This is a genomic window from Streptomyces cinerochromogenes (assembly GCF_014648635.1).
In the GTDB taxonomy this organism is placed as follows: domain Bacteria; phylum Actinomycetota; class Actinomycetes; order Streptomycetales; family Streptomycetaceae; genus Streptomyces; species Streptomyces cinerochromogenes.
Window position 1 is genome coordinate 222229 of sequence record NZ_BMRM01000005.1, and the last position, 18327, is coordinate 240555.

The 18327-nt window shown below is 74.6% G+C and carries 14 protein-coding genes; 9 read left to right on the forward strand and 5 right to left on the reverse strand.

Going from position 1 to position 18327, the window contains the following annotated elements; all coding sequences use genetic code 11:
* The first annotated feature begins 27 nt into the window (after nt 1-27).
* Nucleotides 28-765 carry an AraC family transcriptional regulator gene (locus IEZ20_RS12175; protein WP_189297489.1) on the forward strand — a complete coding sequence of 246 codons (738 nt, stop codon included), beginning with the start codon at nt 28-30 and terminating at the stop codon, nt 763-765.
* 68 nt (nt 766-833) lie between these two features.
* On the opposite strand, the gene IEZ20_RS12180 is transcribed toward IEZ20_RS12175, so the two are convergent.
* Together IEZ20_RS12180 and IEZ20_RS12185 are read right to left on the reverse strand one after the other, a co-directional pair.
* Complete coding sequence (locus IEZ20_RS12180; RefSeq protein WP_189297491.1) at nt 834-2642, reverse strand: sigma-70 family RNA polymerase sigma factor; 1809 nt, start codon at nt 2640-2642, stop codon at nt 834-836.
* Between the two features lie 139 nt (nt 2643-2781).
* A complete protein-coding gene (locus IEZ20_RS12185; protein ID WP_189297493.1) occupies nt 2782-3201 on the reverse strand; it encodes a winged helix-turn-helix transcriptional regulator in 420 nt (139 codons plus the stop codon).
* 97 nt (nt 3202-3298) lie between these two features.
* On the opposite strand from IEZ20_RS12185, the gene IEZ20_RS12190 reads away from it, so the two are divergent.
* Nucleotides 3299-4159: an alpha/beta fold hydrolase gene (locus IEZ20_RS12190; protein WP_189297495.1), complete on the forward strand. Its 861-nt coding sequence runs from the start codon at nt 3299-3301 to the stop codon at nt 4157-4159.
* A 24-nt stretch (nt 4160-4183) separates the two neighbouring features.
* Here the strand turns inward: IEZ20_RS12190 and IEZ20_RS12195 are convergent, their stop codons facing one another.
* Nucleotides 4184-4849 carry a DUF4232 domain-containing protein gene (locus IEZ20_RS12195; RefSeq protein ID WP_189297497.1) on the reverse strand — a complete coding sequence of 222 codons (666 nt, stop codon included), beginning with the start codon at nt 4847-4849 and terminating at the stop codon, nt 4184-4186.
* A 250-nt stretch (nt 4850-5099) separates the two neighbouring features.
* On the opposite strand from IEZ20_RS12195, the gene IEZ20_RS12200 reads away from it, so the two are divergent.
* Nucleotides 5100-6173 carry an NAD(+)/NADH kinase gene (locus IEZ20_RS12200; protein ID WP_189297499.1) on the forward strand — a complete coding sequence of 358 codons (1074 nt, stop codon included), beginning with the start codon at nt 5100-5102 and terminating at the stop codon, nt 6171-6173.
* Between the two features lie 114 nt (nt 6174-6287).
* Nucleotides 6288-6788: a peptidylprolyl isomerase gene (locus IEZ20_RS12205; protein ID WP_189297501.1), complete on the forward strand. Its 501-nt coding sequence runs from the start codon at nt 6288-6290 to the stop codon at nt 6786-6788.
* A 94-nt stretch (nt 6789-6882) separates the two neighbouring features.
* Here the strand turns inward: IEZ20_RS12205 and IEZ20_RS12210 are convergent, their stop codons facing one another.
* On the reverse strand, nt 6883-7662 hold the full coding sequence (locus tag IEZ20_RS12210; protein ID WP_305809421.1) for a thioesterase II family protein: 780 nt from the start codon (nt 7660-7662) through the stop codon (nt 6883-6885).
* Between the two features lie 211 nt (nt 7663-7873).
* Here IEZ20_RS12210 and IEZ20_RS12215 point away from each other — a divergent pair, with 211 nt between their 5' ends.
* The 4 genes from IEZ20_RS12215 to IEZ20_RS12230 all read left to right on the forward strand — a co-directional run bounded on the left by IEZ20_RS12215 (nt 7874) and on the right by IEZ20_RS12230 (nt 11962).
* A complete protein-coding gene (locus IEZ20_RS12215) occupies nt 7874-8506 on the forward strand; it encodes a helix-turn-helix transcriptional regulator (protein WP_189297503.1) in 633 nt (210 codons plus the stop codon).
* 14 nt (nt 8507-8520) lie between these two features.
* The gene (locus IEZ20_RS12220) at nt 8521-9756 is read left to right on the forward strand and encodes an alanine racemase (RefSeq protein WP_189297505.1); all 1236 of its coding nucleotides are present in this window, start codon (nt 8521-8523) and stop codon (nt 9754-9756) included.
* Between the two features lie 50 nt (nt 9757-9806).
* The gene (locus tag IEZ20_RS12225; RefSeq protein WP_189297508.1) at nt 9807-10790 is read left to right on the forward strand and encodes a threo-3-hydroxy-L-aspartate ammonia-lyase; all 984 of its coding nucleotides are present in this window, start codon (nt 9807-9809) and stop codon (nt 10788-10790) included.
* A 152-nt stretch (nt 10791-10942) separates the two neighbouring features.
* Nucleotides 10943-11962, forward strand: coding sequence for a sigma-70 family RNA polymerase sigma factor (locus IEZ20_RS12230; RefSeq protein ID WP_189297510.1), 1020 nt, complete (start codon nt 10943-10945; stop codon nt 11960-11962).
* Between the two features lie 153 nt (nt 11963-12115).
* On the opposite strand, the gene IEZ20_RS12235 is transcribed toward IEZ20_RS12230, so the two are convergent.
* Entirely contained in the window at nt 12116-14185 is a 2070-nt protein-coding gene (locus IEZ20_RS12235) for a SpoIIE family protein phosphatase (RefSeq protein WP_189297512.1), read from the reverse strand.
* A gap of 306 nt (nt 14186-14491) precedes the next feature.
* On the opposite strand from IEZ20_RS12235, the gene IEZ20_RS12240 reads away from it, so the two are divergent.
* Entirely contained in the window at nt 14492-18295 is a 3804-nt protein-coding gene (locus IEZ20_RS12240; protein ID WP_189297514.1) for a CHAT domain-containing protein, read from the forward strand.
* The last annotated feature ends 32 nt before the right edge of the window (nt 18296-18327 follow it).

An 18327-nucleotide genomic window follows, 5' to 3' on the forward strand; every position in this document is an offset into this window, starting at 1 on the left:
GTCGCGCTTTCGATAACCTGCCAGGTGATGACGGAGATCCGCCACGAGCCGGTGGCCCCCACCCGCACCCAGTGGCTGGCGCCGGGCGCGGCGATAGACGCCCACCGGCACGACGACCACCAGATCGTGTACGCGGGCCGGGGCGTGCTGGCCGTCACCACCGACGCCGGTTCCTGGGTCGCCCCGGCCACCCGCGCCCTGTGGGTGCCGGCCGGCACCGTGCACGCCCACCAGGCGCACGGCGCGCTCGAACTGCACCTGGTGGGGCTGTCCGCGGACGAGAACCCGCTCGGCCTGGACGCGCCGACCGTGCTGGCCGTGGGGCCGCTGCTGCGCGAACTGATCGTCGCCCACACCGGCGCCCCGGACGACGGCAGTCCCGAACGGGCGCGGCTGCGCGCGGTGTTGCTGGACCAGTTGCGCGCCTCGCCCCAGCAGCCGCTGCATCTGCCGACGCCCGCGTCGCCGGTGCTGCGCGCCCTGTGCGACGTCCTGCGCGCCGATCCGGCCGACGGCCGCACGCTGGCGGAGCTGGGGCGTCAGGTCGGGGCGAGCGACCGTACCCTGTCCCGGCTGTTCCGCCGCGACCTCGGGATGACGTTCCCGCAGTGGCGCACCCAGCTGCGGCTGCACCACGCGCTGGTGCTGCTGGCGGAGCGGACGCCGGTGACGACGGTGGCGCACCGGTGCGGGTGGTCCTCCGCCAGCGCGTTCATCGACGTCTTCCGGCGCACCTTCGGGCACACGCCGGGCAGCACCCCGTAGCGCCCAGGTCCTGGCGGCACAGTCTGGACACGCTCACAGCCTGGACGCGCTCAACAGCCTGGCGGCGCTCACAGCCTGGCGCCGAAGGCCTGGGTCCACCACGGGCCGCCCGAGCCGTTGTGGACGCCCACGCCGATGTTCTTGAACGAGCAGTTGAGGATGTTGGCGCGGTGGCCGGGGCTGTTCATCCACGAGTCCATCACGGCCTGCGGGGTCTGCTGCCCCTTCGCGATGTTCTCGCCGTACGTCGACCAGCGGTAGCCCGCCGCGGTGATGCGCTCGCCGGGTCCGTCGCCGTCCGGGTTGGTGTGGTCGAAGAAACCGCGGGCGGCCATGTCGTCGGAGTGGCCCTGGGCGGCCCGGTCCAGTTGCCCGTCCTCGGTGACCGGGCCGCAGCCGGCGGCGGCCCGTTCCTTGTTGACCAGCGCGACGACCTGCGCCACGGTGCCCGTGGGCGCCGACTGCGCCTGCGGGGTGCGCGAGGCGCGAGGAGTCGTCGGCGTGCTCGGCCGGGCCGTCGGGGTGCTGCTGGTGCGCGCCGGGCGGGGGCTCCTGGAGGCGTGCGGCTTCTTCGAGTGCGACGGGGACGGCGACGCGGACGCCGAGGGCGGGGACGAGGTCGCGGTGACGCTGGGCTCGGCGAGGTCCACGACGGGGGCGTCGGCGGTGTGCGCGGTGGTCGCCTCCCTGGTCTCCGGACCGGAGCCGGTGCCGAAGTACCAGAGGCCGCCACCCGCCACGCAGGCCGCCACCACGGCGCCTCCGACGGCCCGGCGCCGTGTCCGCCGCCGTCGCCGTGCCTCGCCGCGGCCGGTGCCACGGCGGCGGGAGGCGCGCAGCCCGACCGGGGCGCCGGAGTCACTGCCGCCGGCACCCGGGCCGCCGGCACCCGGATCCGCCTGGGGGGTGCCGGAATCCGCCGCGAGGGCGCTCGGGTCCGATCCGTCGGCGTCCGGGGCGGAGCCGGTGGTGCCCTGCACCGAGCCCTGGTCCCCTGCGGCGGTGCCCGCGTCCGCCTGCCCGTGGCCGGCGGTCCCGGTGACCTCGGGGAGCGGTGCGGCGGAGGCGGCCGCCGTCAGGCCGGGCACGGCGGACCGGGTCGCCGTCAGCAGCGCCGACGACACCGCGACGAGGGCCAGCCCGGCCAGCAGCCCCTCCGCGGGCAGCAGACCGCTCCACAGCCCGCCGCAGCGCGCGCACTCCCGGGCGTGCCGGGCTATTCGCTTGCGCCACAGAGCGGAGGGCCGGCCGTCCCAGGAGGCCAGCATTCCGCGCAGTTCCCCGCAGCCGGGCCGCGCGTCCAGCGCCCGTACCACCACCCGGGCCGCCTCCAGCCGCGCCTTCATCCGCTGCACCCGGACCGCGGTGTGCTGCGGCGACACCGCGAGGGCCGCGGCGACCTCGGCCCGGGTCAGCTCACCGGCGCACTCCAGCCACCACAGCGACAGCACCTCCCGGTCCTCCGGCTCCAGCCAGCGGGTGGCGCGCGCGGTCTCCTGGCGCTGGCCGGACAGCTGGAGCCGGACGATGGTCAGGTCCACGAAGTCGGCGCCCGGATCGGCGACGTCGCCGGTCTCCTCCACGGCGTCCGGGGCGAGTTGCCGATCCTGCCAGTGCGCCCGGACCCGGTTCATCGCGATGGCCACGAGCCAGGAGCGGAAGCTCTCCGGGGTGCGCAGGTCACCGAGCGAGCCGAGGGCCCGGAGCATGGTCTCCTGGACCACGTCGTCGACGTCGACCGAACCGTTCAGGGCCCGCCCCACGATGTTGTAGAGCAGCGGGAGACAGGCGCTGACCAGGGCGTCCTGGGCCGCCGGGTCTCCCGCCCGGGCGGCGGTCACCAGTGCCGCCGTGTCCACCGTGTGCTGTGTCCTCATCAGAGCTTCCCTGTCCTCGACGCCGAACGATGCTGTCCGTTACCTGGGAGACCGCCCGGTGCGGTGCCGATAACAGTTCTTCGGAAAATCGTTCGACGGGAGACTCACAGCAGCGGTGCGCCGGCCGCAAGGGAGAAGATCACACCGTGGCGGATCCCGGGGGGTCCTCCGCTCCGCCGTCCAGCCGGTTCGCCCGGTCCACCTCGGCCATGTGTGCCTCGGCCCAGTCCCGGACGGCCACGAGGACGGTTTCGAGCGACAGGCCGAGTGCGGTGAGCCGGTAGTGCACGGCGGGCGGTACGGAGGGCTCCACCCTGCGGGCGACCAGGCCGTCCCGGACCAGGCTCCGCAGGGTCACGGACAGCATCTTCTGCGAGACGCCGGGCATCCGGCGCAGCAGCTCGGCGAAGCGCACCTCGTCCGGGGCCGCCTCCGCCAGCACCTTCACCGCCATCGACGTCCACTTCGTACCGATCCGGTCGAGCAACCGGCGGGTCGGGCACGCGGGGTCGAACAGGTCGCCGCGCGCGGCGGGACCGTCCTTGGCCTGGGAGGTCACCTGAAGCTCACCAACTCACGGGAAAGTGCGGTCTGGTGAGCCCGAGAGTAGTTTCCTAGCGTTCCCTTGTCACCATCGGTTACCCAAGGGATCGTCCATGACCGTCAACTCCTCCCCCGGCGTGCGGCTGCGCCGGGTCACCGTCAACGGCGTCGGACTCAACGTCGCCACGGCCGGGCAGGGACCGGCCGTCCTGCTGCTGCACGGCTTCCCGCACACCTGGCGGCTGTGGACCGAGGTCATCGGCCCGCTGGCCCGCCGGTACCGGGTGATCGCACCGGACCTGCGGGGTTTCGGCGACAGCGACCGGCCGGCGGACGGGTACGACGCGGGGACGCTCGCCGCCGACGCCGAGGGCCTGCTGGAGGCACTCGGCGCCGGCCCGGCCGCCGTGGTCGGCATCGACCTCGGCACCCCGCCCGCGTTCCTGCTGGCCATGCGGCGGCCCGGACTGGTACGGCGGCTGGTGCTGATGGAGTCGCTGCTGGGCGACCTGCCGGGCGCCGGCGCGTTCCTCGCCGGCGGTCCGCCGTGGTGGTTCGCCTTCCACGCCGAGCCAGGCCTCGCGGAGACCGTGCTCGCGGGGCACGAGGAGCAGTACATCGGCTGGTTCCTGGACCGCGGCACCCTCGGGCGGGGCGTACGGCCGGATGTGCGCGCGGAGTTGGTCCGCGCCTACACCGGGGGCGAGGCGCTGCGCGCGGCGTTCGGACCGTACCGGGCCCTGCCGGAAACCGCCCGGCAGATCCGGGCGGCCGTGGCCGGCGCCCGGCTCACCGTCCCCGCGCTCACGGTCGGCGCCCACCCGGTCGGCCATGCGCTGGAACACCAACTGGGCCCGCACGCCGACCGGTTGACCGGCCATGTCATCCCGGACTGCGGTCACATCATCCCGCTGGACCGCCCGAAGGCGCTGCTGGAGCTCCTGGAACCGTTCCTCGCCGGGGACCGGGACTGACCCCGCGTCCCCGGCGCGGAAGGGTCAGGCGGGCTTCACCTTCGACACCGCCGTCGCGGTGACCTTGTTGTCGCACTCGGCGAACCAGCCGTCGTCCAGGGCGACCTGGTGCTTGCCCGCCTTCGGCAGGCCGACCACCAGCGTCGGGAACACGGACGGGGTCGCGCCGGAGACGCAGTAACCGTCCGCCTCGCCCTGCACCTGGACGAAGGTCAGCTTCAGCCACGCCTTGCCGCCCGGTGCGAGGCGCACGGTGGTCGCGGTGCCCTTGGGGGTCACCTTCAGCGGGACGGACCGCTGCGGCGAGCCGTTGCCCGCCCCGGCCACCGTCGGGTGGCCGCGCAGCACGCACGCCGCCGAGGAGACGTTCTTGAACTGGACGACCGCGGCCCCGGTGCCCGTGCCCCGCGGCCGGACGGCGGACTGGTACGCCGACGCCTCCAGCGCCTTGGCCGCGCAGGCCGGCGTGGCACGGGAGGTGGTGTGGGCGACCAGGGAGACGCGGACGGGCGCGGCGGCCTCGGCCGACCCGGCGGTCGCCGCGGCCGCCACGGTGGCGGCGGGAGCCTTCGGCGTCGGGGCCGTACCCGCTGCCCTGCTGCTCGCCGACTGGAAGGCCGTCAGCGACAGGGTGGCGGCGACGGCGGCCAGGGCCGTCACGGTGACGCGGCTGGTGTGTCGGTGGTGCATGGGATCCCCCGATTGTCCGTGGTGTGTGGTCGGAGCGACCGGCAGGTCGCCGGTGCTCACCCGCACAGACCGGGTGCCGGGGCCCCGGGTTCCCCGGTCCGGCCGTTGTGACACGCCGGTGACAAACCAGGGCCGGAGGTGCACGGAAGGCCGCGCGGTGGCCACCGGGCGGCGTGGCGCGCGCCGGGGCGGCGCGGTCCGCGGCGAGGATGGCGCCCGGACGAACCGACTGGGAGGCGGGTGTGCGGGTATGACGGTGAACCGTGTCGGCCTGGTCGTGCACGGCGGGCGCGCCGAGGCGGTGGCCGCCGCGCGGGCCGTGCGCGCGTGGTGCGCCGAGCACGCCGTGGGATGCGCGGACATCGACGTCTGGCAGGAGGGCGCCCGGCACAGCGCCCGCGAGGAGATGGCCGGCGCGGGCGACCCGGACCTCGTCGTCACCCTGGGCGGTGACGGCACGTTCCTGCGCGGGGCCCGGCTGGCGGCCGAGAACGACGCCCTGGTGCTCGGTGTCGACCTCGGCCGGGTCGGCTTCCTCACGGAGGTACCGGCCACGTCGGTGCGGGCCGCGCTGGACGCCGTACGGGAGGAGCGGATCGACGTCGAGAGCCGGATGCTGCTGACCCTGCGGGCGTCGTGCCGGCTGGAGGTGCCCGCACAGATGGAGGCGCTGCTGCGGTACGGCCGCGGGCCCATGCTGCCGCCGCCGCGGGTGCGCACGGAGTGCGAGGCGGGCGGTGACTGGGGTGTCGCCCTGAACGTCACCGCGCTGAACGACGTGGTCGTGGAGAAGCTGGCCCGGGACCGGCAGGTGTCGGTCGCGGTCTATCTGGCGGGCCGGCTCCTGGCCTGCTACTCGGCCGACGCGCTGCTGGTGGCCACGCCCACGGGCTCCACGGCGTACAGCTTCGCCGCGGGCGGTCCGGTGGTCTCGCCCCGCGCGGAGGGACTGGTCTTCACCCCGGTCGCACCGCACATGGTGTTCAACCGTTCGGTGGTGGCCGCGCCGGACGAGCCCGTCGCGCTGCGCGTGCTGGAACGGTCGGGCCAGGCCGCGGTCAGCATCGACGGCCAGTTGCGCGGGGTGCTGAGCCCCGGCGACTGGATCGGCGTGTACGCCGCACCGCGCAGGCTGAAGGCCGTGCGGCTCGGTCCGATGGACTTCTACGGCCGGCTGCGCGAGCGGATGAACCTCACCGACGCGCCGGCCGCGCTCGCCGACGGGCAGGCGGCTCCGCTGTGGCCGGTGAGAACGCCCCCGCCGGAGGACCTCGCCCACCTGGCCCTTCCCCCGGGCCCGGGGGACGCTCCCCGGCTGTCCTGAGACACCCGGATGGCCGTTCGAACCACGGGGCGCTGCCGCGCGGTGCGTGCGACCTGTGATCCTATATTCCGTACCGTAGACGTGGGCGAGCCCCACCGGAATGAGGAGATATCGATGTCGAAAGTCGCGCTGAAGACGAACTTCGGCCAGATCGTGCTGGAACTCAACGACGCCGAGGCGCCCAAGACCGTCGAGAACTTCCTGTCGTACGTGCGCAGCGGCCATTACGACGGCACGATTTTCCACCGGGTGATCAACGGCTTCATGATCCAGGGCGGCGGTTTCACCCCGGACATGGACCAGAAGCGCACCCAGGCGCCGATCCAGAACGAGGCCGACAACGGTCTGAAGAACGACAACTACACCGTGGCGATGGCGCGGACGAACGACCCGCACTCCGCGACGGCCCAGTTCTTCATCAACGTTTCGGACAACGCCTTCCTCAACTACTCGGCGAAGACGCCGACCGGTTGGGGTTACGCCGTGTTCGGCAAGGTCGTCGAGGGCAAGGACGTCGTCGACTCCATCAAGGCGGTCAAGACGGGCAGCCGGATGGGCCACCAGGACGTCCCCACGGAGACCGTGGTCATCGAGTCCGCCACGGTCGTCGCCTGACGCACACCCCGCCGGGCGGTACCGGTCCACCGGTGCCGCCCGCGTCGTACCGTCCGGCCCGTCCGGCCCGAGGGCGGTCGAATCCGAGGCCGGATCAGACCGCGGCTCCGGTTCCGGAGGCGAGCCGTCGCAGCGTGGTCTCGATCCGGGCCAGTACGGCCTGTTGCTGGGCCACCAGATAGAAGTGGTCCCCGGGGTACACGTGCAGCTCGAACGGGCCGTCGGTCTCCTGTGACCAGGTCCGGGCCTCCTCGGGGGTCACGCGGGGGTCGGCGTCGCCCGTCAGCGCGACGAAGGGACAGCTCAGCCGTGGCCCGGGGGTGTGCCGGTACGTCTCCACCGCACGGTAGTCCGCCCGCAGCACGGGCAGGATCATGCTCAGCATCTCCTCGTCCCGGAGCACGGCCGCGTCGGTGCCGCCGAGCCTGGTGACCTCCTCGATCAGCCGCGCGTCGTCGCCCTGGGGGACGCCCTCGGGCCGCTCGACGGAGGGCCCCCGGCGGCCGGAGACGAAGAACACCGCGGGCGGCCGCCCGGCGTCCTCCAGGAGCCGGGCCAGCTCGAAGCCGACCATGGCGCCCATGCTGTGCCCGAAGAGGGCGAGCGGTGTGCCGTCCCGCTCGTCCAGCGCGCCGAACACGCCCCGGGCGAGGTCCTGGACGGAGTCCAGGGGAGTCTCCAGGTGGCGGTCCTGCCGGCCGGGATACTGCACCGCACGCACATCCACCGCCGGCGACAGCGCCTTGGAGACGGGGAAGTAGAAGCTCGCGGAGCCACCGGCGTGCGGCAGGCACAGCAGCCGCGGCGCTCCCGGTGCCGCCTGGTGGAAACTGCGCAGCCACAACTGGTGCTCCGTGCCGGACCGGTCGGCCATGTGTCCCCCTCGGTGGAACGTGTCGAACCTGCTGTGTCCCACGGTACTGAGGGGCGTTCCGAGCCGCGGAGGAGGCGTTCCGTTCCGGAGGTTCCCGTGCCGTTCCGCCCCTGTGCCGTCCCGCCCCTCTGCCGTGCCCGCTTGACGCGGCGCACCCCCATTCCTAGACTACCTGTCCAGATCTGGACGATTAGTCGAACCGGAGGCCGGTGTGGGCGAGGACGGTACGGACGAGCACCTGATCCGGGAGGCCGAGAAGATCGCCGTCGCGCTGGGCCGCATGTTCCCCGGCCTGTGCGAGGTGGTGCTGCACGACCTGCGGGACCCCGACCACGCGATCCGCGCGATCGAGAACAACCTGTCGGGCCGTCAGGTCGGCGACAGCGCCACGGAGTTGGGACTGGCCCGGATCGCCGACCCGCAGTACCCCAGCGTCATCCAGAACTACCCCAACCGGTTCCCCGACGGCCGCCCGGCGAAGAGCACGTCCATCGGCATCAAGAACGCCGCCGGCGAGTACATCGCGGCGCTGTGTCTGAACCTGGACGTGTCCGTCCTGTCCCCGGTGACCCTCGCGCTGTCCAACCTCGTGGCCACGGACACCGACCACCGCGACCAGCCGCTGGAGACCCTGCGGGACCGCACCGCACGCGAGCTGCGCCAGGTGGTGGAGGCCCGTGCCGCCGAGCGCGCCGCCACGCCCCGCTCACTGAGCCGGGAGGACAAGAAGGCCCTCGTACGACAGCTCCAGCGCGACGGCTACTTCGACTCGCGCGACGCCGCCCAGACCATCGCGGACCTGCTCGGCGTCTCCCGGGCCACGGTCTACAACTACGCGAAGTGAAGGGTCACCCGACCATGACCAGCGCCCCCTCCACCCCCTCCGCCCCCTCCACCCCGCCGTCCCCCTCCCCTCCCGCTGTCACCTCCGCCGCCGTCTCCTCCGGCGCCCGGACCCTGGCCGGTCCCGACACCCCGTTCGCCGTCGTCGACGTACACAGGGTCCGGCGCAACATCGCCCGGCTGCGGGCGCGGGCGGAGCGGCTCGGGGTCGTGCTGCGTCCGCACGTGAAGACGGCCAAGAGCCTCGACGCCGCCGCCCTCCTGCACGACGGCACCCCGGGCCCCGTCACCGTCTCCACCCTCGCCGAGGCCGAGGCGTTCGCCGCCGCCGGCTACCGCGACCTCACGTACGCCGTCGGCATCGAGCCGCACAAACTCCCGCGGGTGGTCGCCCTGGTGCGCCGGGGCGTCACGCTGCGCGTCCTGCTGGACAGCACCGAGCAGGCGACGTTCGTCGCCACGGCCGCGCGGGAGGCCCGGGTCGCCCTTCCCGCCCAGATCGAGATCGACTGCGACGGCCACCGAGGCGGCCTCAGGCCCGACGCCCCCGGACTCCCCGGGATCGCCCGGATCCTGCACGACGCGGGCTGCCTGGACGGCGTACTGACCCACGCGGGCGAGTCGTACCACTGCCACACCGCCGAGGAGCGGCGCGCGGCGGCGCTGAACGAGCGCGAGGCCGCGGTCGCCGCGGCCGAGCGGCTGCGCGCGGCCGGCCTGCCCGTGCCCACCGTCAGCGTGGGCTCCACCCCCACCGCGCACGCGGCCGACGACCTCACCGGGGTCACCGAACTGCGCGCCGGCACCTACGTCTTCTTCGACCTGGTGATGGCCGGCCTCGGTGTGTGCGAGCTGGACGACCTCGCCCTGTCGGTGGTGGTCACCGTCATCGGTCACCGCCCCGAGTACGGATGGATCGTCACCGACGGCGGCTGGATGGCGATGTCCCGCGACCGGGGCACCTCCGCCCAGCCGCAGGACCAGGGCTACGGTCTGGTCACCGACCTGGACGGCACGCCGATCCCGGACGTGGTCATGACCGCGGCCAGCCAGGAGCACGGCACGCTCACCGCCCGGAACGGAGCCGTCCTGCCCGAGCTGCCCATCGGCACCCGGCTGCGGATCCTGCCCAACCACGCCTGCGCCACCGCCGCCCAGCACCAGGGGTACCACGTCGTGGACGGCGCCCACGGCCCGGCGGCGCCCGCCCCGATGATCACGGCATACTGGCCACGCGTCACCGGCTGGTGAGCCGTCTGCCGCCCCTTCCCCCGCCCGTCGAGGACATCCCGAGGACCCCCATGGCCACCGCCGCACCGCCCGTTTCGTTCGCCGACGTCCGCGAGGCCGCCGCCCGCCTCCGGGGCATCGCCCACCGCACGCCCGTCCTCACCTCCCGCACCCTGGACTCCCTGGTCGGCGCGGAGGTGTTCATCAAGGCCGAGAACCACCAGCGGATGGGCGCCTTCAAGTTCCGCGGCGCCTACAACGCCATCGCCCGGCTGACCGCCGAGCAGCGGGCGAAGGGCATCGCGGCCTACTCGTCCGGCAACCACGCCCAGGCCACCGCGCTGGCCGCCCGGGAACTGGGCACCACGGCCGTCATCGTGATGCCCGAGGACGCGCCGCGTTCCAAGCTGGCGGCGACCCTCGGCTACGGGGCGGAGGTCGTCACCTACGACCGCTACACCCAGGACCGCTCCGCGCTCGCCCACGCCCTGGCCGAGGAGCGCGGACTGACCCTGATCCCGCCCTACGACCACCCCGACGTCATCGCCGGGCAGGGCACCGCCGCGCTGGAACTCCTGGAGGAGACCGGCCCGTTGGACGCCCTCCTGGTGCCCGTGGGGGGCGGCGGCCTCATCGCCGGCAGTGCGACCGCCGCGACGGCCCTGCATCCCGGGATCCGCGTCATCGGCGTCGAACCGGAGGCGGGCGACGACACCAAGCGGTCCCTGGAGGCCGGGGCACGCGTGACCGTGCCGGTCCCCCGCACCATCGCCGACGGCCAGGCCCTGGACACCCCCGGCGAGATCACCTTCCCCATCAACCAGCGCCTGGTCGACTCCATCGCGCTCGTCAGCGACGCCGAGATCGTCACCGCGATGCGCTTCGCCTTCGAACGCCTCAAGACCGTCCTGGAGCCCAGCGGCGCCACTCCGCTGGCCGCGCTGCTGGCCGGACGCGTCGAGAACCCGCCGCGGCGGATCGGCGTCATCGCGTCCGGCGGCAACATCGACGTCGACCGCTTCGCCGCCCTCACGCAGCGGCCCGAGCGGGGGTGACGCCGGCGGGGCGGGTACCCCGTGCCGAGGACGCGGTTCCGGACGGACGGCGCCGTCCCGCCTGTGTCACGGCGTCCCGCCCGGGTACCCGGCACGCCACCGGAGACAGAGAGACGACGCACAGCGATCGTCAGGGACGGAGGGCCGGAACCATGCCTGCGCCGGCACGATCCGCCGTCGCGGATCCCCGAGAACGCCGCCGTGCCGCCGCCCGCTCCGCGCGTCCGCGGAGCAGGGTCCACGAGACCGGCGACGACCCGGACCTGCTCGGCCAGTACCTCGCCCAGATCGCCGCGACCCCGCTGCTCACCGCCGAGGACGAGGTGCGGCTGGCCCGGCGCATCAAGGCCGGGGTGCACGCCGCCGAGGAGCTGGAGCGGGCCGAGGCCGGCGAGTGGCGCCCGCCGCCGGAACGGCGCCGGGAGCTGGACGCGGTCGTGCGGGACGGCTGGCACGCCAAGGACCACATGATCCGGGCCAACCTGCGGCTGGTGGTGTCGATCGCCAAACGGCACGCGCACCGGGGCGTGCCCCTGCTCGACGTGATCCAGGAGGGCAACCTGGGGCTGATCCGGGCCGTGGAGAAGTTCGACCACACCAAGGGCTTCAAGTTCTCCACCTACGCCACCTGGTGGATCCGCCAGGCGATCGAACGGGGCCTGGCCCAGCACGCCCGTACCGTGCGGCTGCCCATGCACGTCGTGGAGGAGCTGCAGAAGCTCGCGAAGGCGGAACGGCGGCTCCAGCTGCGCCTCGGTCATGAGCCGACGGACGGCGAGGTCGCCCGGGAGAGCGGTTTCGACGAGGGCCGGGTGGCCTGGCTGCGCCGGGTCGGCCGGCAGACGCTGAGCCTCGACACCCCCGTGGACGACGCAGGGGAGACCGTGGTGGGCGACCTCGTCCCCGCCGCCGACGTGCTCCAGGCCCCCGCGGTGGCCGAGTACCGGGCGCTCGCCGAGGACCTGAGGGACGCCCTGGGCCTGCTGGCACCCCGCGAGGCCATGATCCTCAGTCTGCGCTACGGCCTGCACGACGGGCAGCCCCGCACGCTGCAGCAGGTGGCCGACCAGGTGGGGCTGACCCGGGAACGCGTCCGTCAGCTGGAGAAGGAGTCCCTCGGCCGGCTGCGGGCCCCCGAGACCGGCGAGCGCCTGCTGGAGTGGGCCGGCTGACCGGTCGTGTGCCGGGGCCCGGCGGCAGCCGGCCGGCGGCACGATCGTCGGGCCGTACCCACGCTGACCACACGGGTGACCTGAGGGCTCCAGGGCACGGGGTGACTCCGAGGCGCGGGTGACTCCCGGCCACGGCGGGGCGCGGCAGGCTCCTCAGGACTCCACCCGTGCCACCAGCAGCGCGACGTCGTCGTCACCCCCGGGCGGCCGGAGTGTCTCCAGGACCCGGTCGCACGTCTCCCCCAGGTCCCGGTCGGCCGTGGCGGTCAGGACGTCGAGGAGGGTGCCGAGGCGGGCGTCGATCGGGTCGCGGCGGGTCTCCACCAGCCCGTCGGTGTAGAGCGCGAGCTGGTCGCCGGGGCGGAAGGGGAACTCGGTCGTCGTGAAGGCCGTACCGCCGACCCCCAGCGGTACCCCGGACGGCAGGTCGAGCAGCTGCGCCGGCCGGCCGGACCGGACGAGGGCCGGGGGCAGATGACCGGCGAGGCTGATGCGGCACCGGCCCCGCTCGGGGTCGTAGCGGCAGTAGGCGCAGGTGGCGATGGTGTGCTCGACGTCCTCGGTCAGGCGGTCGAGCTGCCGGAGCACCTCCGCCGGGTCGAGGTCGAGTCCGGCGAACGCGCGGGTGGCGCTGCGCAGCTGGCCCATGCTGGCGGCGGCGTTGATGCCGCTGCCCATGACGTCGCCGACGACGAGGGCGCTCCTGTCCCCGGCCAGCCGCATGGCGTCGAACCAGTCACCGCCGATCTCGCTGGAGGCCCCGGCCGGCAGGTAGCGGCAGGCGATCGAGAGGCCCGGCAGCCGGGACGGCAGCTGCGGGAGCAGCCGGCGCTGGAGGGTGAGGGCGGTGTTGCGGGCGCTCTGGTACCAGCGGGCGTTGTCGATGCAGATCGCGGCACGGCCGGCCAGCTCGCAGGCGAGGAGCGTGTCGTCCTCGTCGAACGGCGCGGGGGTGCGGGTGCGTTCGAGGCTCAGGGCGCCCAGCACCTCCCCGCGGGCCAGGAGCGGGACGGCGAGGTACGAGTGCACGCCCGTGCTCTCCAGGAGCGCGGCGGCCTCGCTGCTGCGGGCGATGCGGCGCAGGTCGTCGCGGGTGGTCGCGGCGACCCGTACCGGCCGGCGGGTGCGCACACAGCGGGTGAGCAGGCGGTCGCCGTCGTACCGGATGAGTTCTCCGGGCGGGTCGGTGATGTGCGCCTCGGGGGCGTGGGCCGCGGCGACGGCGACGGCGCGGAAGCGGGCGGGCCCGGCGACCGAGGGGGTGCGCCCGCGCAGGATGCTGTCGAGGACGTGGACGGTGGCGACGTCGGCCAGGTCCGGTACGACGACGCCGGCCAGCTCGTGCGCCGTCTGCTCCACGTCGAGGGTCGAACCGATGGCCGCGGAGGCGCCCGCGATCATGGCCAGCCGGTTCCGGGCCCGGGTCGCCGCGATGGTCGCCTCGTGGCGCTCCGTGATGTCGATGACGGACGTGGCCACGCCGAGCACCCGGCCGGCCGCGTCCTCCAGCCGGTGCATCGACACGGACCAGGCGTGCTCGCGGTGCGGGTCGGAGGGGGGACGGCCGACGACGTACCGGTCGGTCACCGGCTCTCCGGTCGCCAGGACCTGGCGCAGCTCGTCCTCGATGGCCTCGGCGTCCAGGAAGGTCAGGACGTCGGGGACCCGCCGGCCGAGGTGTTCGGCGGCGGAGCGGCCGTGGATGCGTTCCAGCGCCGGGTTCACGGTCAGGTAGCGCAGGCCGGGATCGAGGATGGCCAGGCCGACCGGCGACTGGGTGACCAGGCGCGCGGAGAGGGCGACGCCCCGCTCGACACGGGCCACGGTCGCCTGGTCCACGGCCAGGCCCAGGGCGTAGGTGTCACCGAGGTCGTCCAGCAGCCGCATGTTGCGGAACTCGACCAACCGGGTGCTGCCGTCCTTGTGCCGGACCGGGAAGGCCCCCGCCCAGTCGGTACCGGACCCCATGACCTCGGCGAACAGTGTGATCACCTCGTCGCGGTGCTCCTCGTTCACCAGCAGTTGCACCGCGAACCGGCCGAGCGCCTCCTCGGCGGTGTAACCGAACAGATCCTCCGCCTGGGGGCTCCAGAACACGACGCGACCGTTGGTGTCCAGCACCACCGCGGCGACGTTCAGCAGGTCGAGCAGTCCGGTGGGTGACGTGCCGGCACCGGCCAGGGGGCGGCCCCGGCCGGGTCGTGAGGTGTCCGTCGTGCCCATCCCCGTGCTCCTCTCCCACCCGGTGGGAGGACGCGCCGCGTGGGCGCCTCACCCGCGTTCCTTCGACGGCGCACGCTCTTCGCCGTCACCGTGTCCCTTCATAGTCACCGTGTTCGCGGCGGCGTGCCTCGCGACACCCGCTCGCCGACCGCCTGATCCCTGTCCCGCGTGTACCCCGAAACCGGCACGGACCCGACCGGCCGCGCCCCGGTCGGGAGCGCTTGCGGAACTCGACGCCTCGGTGGTCAACCGGCTCCCCCGCCGGGCATGATGCCGGAACGAGGCGGGCGTGCGGCGGGGGAGCCGATGGTCAGCGAGGTACCGCGGGACGGGGACGGCGCCGGGGCGGCGGAACGACGACGCGAGTCGGCCGAAGCCGTCCGGGAGGCCCGCCGGCTGTTGGACGACACCACGAACCGGTCGGCGGATGCACTGGTTCCGGTGGCCCACCGGCTGAACCGCGTCGAGACGGCGTTGCGGGAGCACGGGGAGGACTTCTCCGGCGTCTTCGTCTTCCTGAGTCTGGTGGTCGGTACGTACTGCCTGCTCAGGGGCGAGCACACGCCGTCGGACTCCGCCTCACGGGAGCGGGACGAGGTGCTGCGGCGCCTGCGGTGGGTGGATCGCCACGGTGAGCCGGACGACCTGCTCGTCGTGCAGGCCCGGATGATGCTGGTCTTCCTGCTCGTGCCCTGGGCCATGCCCCGCGCCGACGGCAGCCACACCGTGCTGCGGGACGCGCTGCTCACCGCCGGACAGGGCGCGGACCTGCTGACCGAGTCGTTGCGCCGGGACCTCACCGAGGCCGGGGAGGTCGCCTGCCGGATCGCCGAGGCCCCGCTCGACGCGGAGTTCCGGCAGCGGACCGCGAACGTCCGGCACGTCATCGAGCGCATGCTGAACCCCGGCCTGGTCGAGATGGACCTGCCCGGGACGGAAACGCCCGCCGTCGAGGCGGCGGACACCGGCAGCACGGCGCCCCGGCAGGACGGCGCTGACACGGAGGACACGAACGACACGGACACCGGCACCGCCGCACCCCGGCAGGACGGCGCAGACACGGAGGCGGCACTGCTCGACGCCGTCCGCGGCCTGGTGGCCCTGGCCCGCGTCCGCAGCACGGCGCAGTACACCCGGGTCCTGGTCTGGCTGAGCGCGACGCTGGGCTCCGGGAACGACCAGTCCCGCAGCGAGGTGGTGGAGCCGGACCAGGAAGCCTCGGCGCTGCTGCGCCGGACCGGCACCGGCGGGCCGGCCGGTGCCGACGGGCTCCGCCGCGCCGCCGGCCTGGTGCTGGGGTCGCTCCGCGCCCTGCCGGCGGACGCACCCGAACGGGCCCGGGTGGCCAGGCTGCACGCCCATCTGGTGGCCGCGCTGGAGATCGCGGAGCCGGGATCGGCCGACTTCGCCACCGTGGAGCGGCCCGCGCCGGACCCGGCCGACGCCCACCGCGACCGACTGCGGGACTGGCCGCTCGGCCTCACCCTGGAGCCCGGTCTGGCCGCCTTCCTCAACGGGAGTGTGCGGGACTTCGCTCTCGAGATCGGCGTGTACGAGCGGCGGCACGCGGCCCGCATCGACCGGATGCTGGCCTACCGGACCGGCGACCCCGGATACCTGGAGGACGCCGCCACCGTGCTCGGGGAGGCGATCGACGCGAGCCCGCCGGACTCCTGGTGGGTCATGGCCCTGCGGGTGGAACTCGCCGAGATCCAGGAGCAGGCCGCCGCGCACGGCGGCAGCTTCCACGACGCGGACAGCTCCCTGGCCACCCTGCGCGAACTGGGTGCGAGGCTGCGGCACGACGGCTCACTGCCGCCCGACGCGCCGTTCGTCCTGGAGCTGCTGCTGTCCACCGCGGACCTGGAGCTGCGCCACGCGCGGCGCACCGGGAACCGGGAGGCGCTGCCACCGCTGATGGAGGAACTGCGCGCCCGGCACGCCGCGCTGCCCGCGGACAGCAGGTGGCGCGGCGAGCTGGCACGGCGGCTGGAGGAGCTGGAGGAGCTGTGCGCGGACGGGCGACGGGCCGGCCCGGGTACGGAACCGGGGCCGGCCGGGCCGCTGGACGTCGCCGCCGAACTGCAGGACCTCGGGCGCTGGGTCGACCGGATCGGCAGTGAGCTGGAGGAACCACCGGCCTACCACGAGCACGAGTACGACCGGCGCGCCCAGCTGGGCATGCGGCTGCTCCTGTCCGTCACACGCGGCCTGAACCACCCGCCGCTGCTGGACGCCGCCATCACCCAGCTGACCCGCGCCCGCGCGCTGCTCGCCGAGGGGCGGGGCGGACACCACAAGGTGGACGTCCTGACGAAACTGGCCGAGGCCCACATGATGCGGGCCGCCCGGCGCGGGCCGCAGCGGGCAGCGGACGAGCGGGCGTTCGTGGAGATCACCCGGGAGGCGCTGGGCGAACTGGCCGCCGACGTCCTGCTCCAGACCGGGGCCGACCACGGCCTGACGGCGGCCCTCAACGGCGACATGCTGGCGGAGCGGCTGGCGTGGGCCGCCATCCTCCTGCGCCGGCCGGCCGACGCGGTGGCCGACCTGGAGAGGGGGCGTGGCCTGGTGCACCAGGCCACGCTCGCCTCCCGCGGCATCCCCGAGCTCCTCGACGCCGCGGGCCACCCCGGACTGGCCCGGCGGTGGCGGGCCCAGGTCCGCGCCGACCCGCTGCGGCCGGGCACCGGCGACCCGCCGGCCGGCCGGGCCGGCGGTCCGCCGGTGCCCAGTGTCCTGCGCCGTGACGTCCTGGCCGTCCTCGGTGTCCGGTCCCGCCCCGGGCGGCGCCGGGGCGTCCGCCAGTTGGCGGGCACGGCGGACGTGGCCGCGCTCACCGAGGGCCTCGCCGCCTCGGGTGCCGACGCGCTGGTCTATCTGGTGGCCGGGGTGCCCCTGCCCCGTGGGCCCGGCGGCTCGTTCCCCGGCCACGCGCTCATCGTGCGCCCCGGCGCCGAGCCCGCCCTGCTCGCGCTGCCGGAGCTGATCCGCCCCGGCTGCGCACCGCTGGAGCGGTACCTCAAAGCGGCGGCCTCGCGTTCCCGGGCGCTCGTCCACCCGACCATGCACGCGTCGTTCCGGGCCGCCTTCGAGATGGACTGGCAGGCCTCGCTGCGGGAACTGTGCGACTGGGCCTGGCCGGCGGTGATGGGGCCGGTGCTCTCGGCGGTGGGTCCGCCGCCGGCCGCCGCGTTCCCGTCCGGCCGGCCGCCGCGGATCGTGCTGGTGCCGTGCGGCCGGCTGGGCGTCGTACCGTGGCACGCCGCGCGGACGGGGAGCGCCGGCGGACACGGGCACCGGTACGCCTGCCAGGAGGCCGTGATCAGCTATGCGCCGTCCGGCACCCAGTTCCTCACCGCGGCCGGCCGACGGCGCATGTCCCCCGCCGACGGGCGGCAGGTGCTCGTCGCGGACCCGGAACTGACCCTGCCCTGGGCCGAGGTGGAGGCGGAGGCGCTGCGCGCCTGCTGCTATCCCCGGGCGCTGCGCTACGGCGAGTTCCTCGGCAGCGGGGAGGAACCGGACGCCGCGGGAACGCCGGCGGAGCTGCTCGCGGTGCTGCCCGGCGGTGCGTCACCGGCGTCCGTGGTCCACCTGGCCTGTCACGCCCGGGCCGCGTCACGGCCCACGGACTCCGCGCTGCGGCTGGCCGGACCGCCCGGCGCGGGCCCGGAGTCCGGCCGGCTCACCGTGGCGGGCATCCTGGACGGGGTCGCCGACGTACCGCCGGACACCGCCGGCCCGCTGGTGGTGCTCAGCGCCTGCGAGACCGATCTGAGCGCCCGGCAGCACGACGAGGCGCTGACCCTGGCCACCGCGCTGGTCACGCGGGGTGCCGCGGATGTCGTGGGATCGCGGTGGGCGGTGCGGGACGGTCCGACCGCCGTGATGATGGCCGTCTTCCACCACCACCTCACGGCCGGCGGGCTGGCCCCGCCCGACGCCCTGCGCGCCGCCCAGTCGTGGATGCTCGACCCGCACCGCACGCTCCCGTTCGACCTGGACGACCCGCTCCGGCGTGAGGCCGGCCGCGCCGATCTGCGCGACCTCCATCACTGGGCGGCCTTCACTCACCAGGGCAACCCGGCGCCCGCACCGGCGCGTTGAGCCCCCGCACACCTACCGGACCACCATGGGAG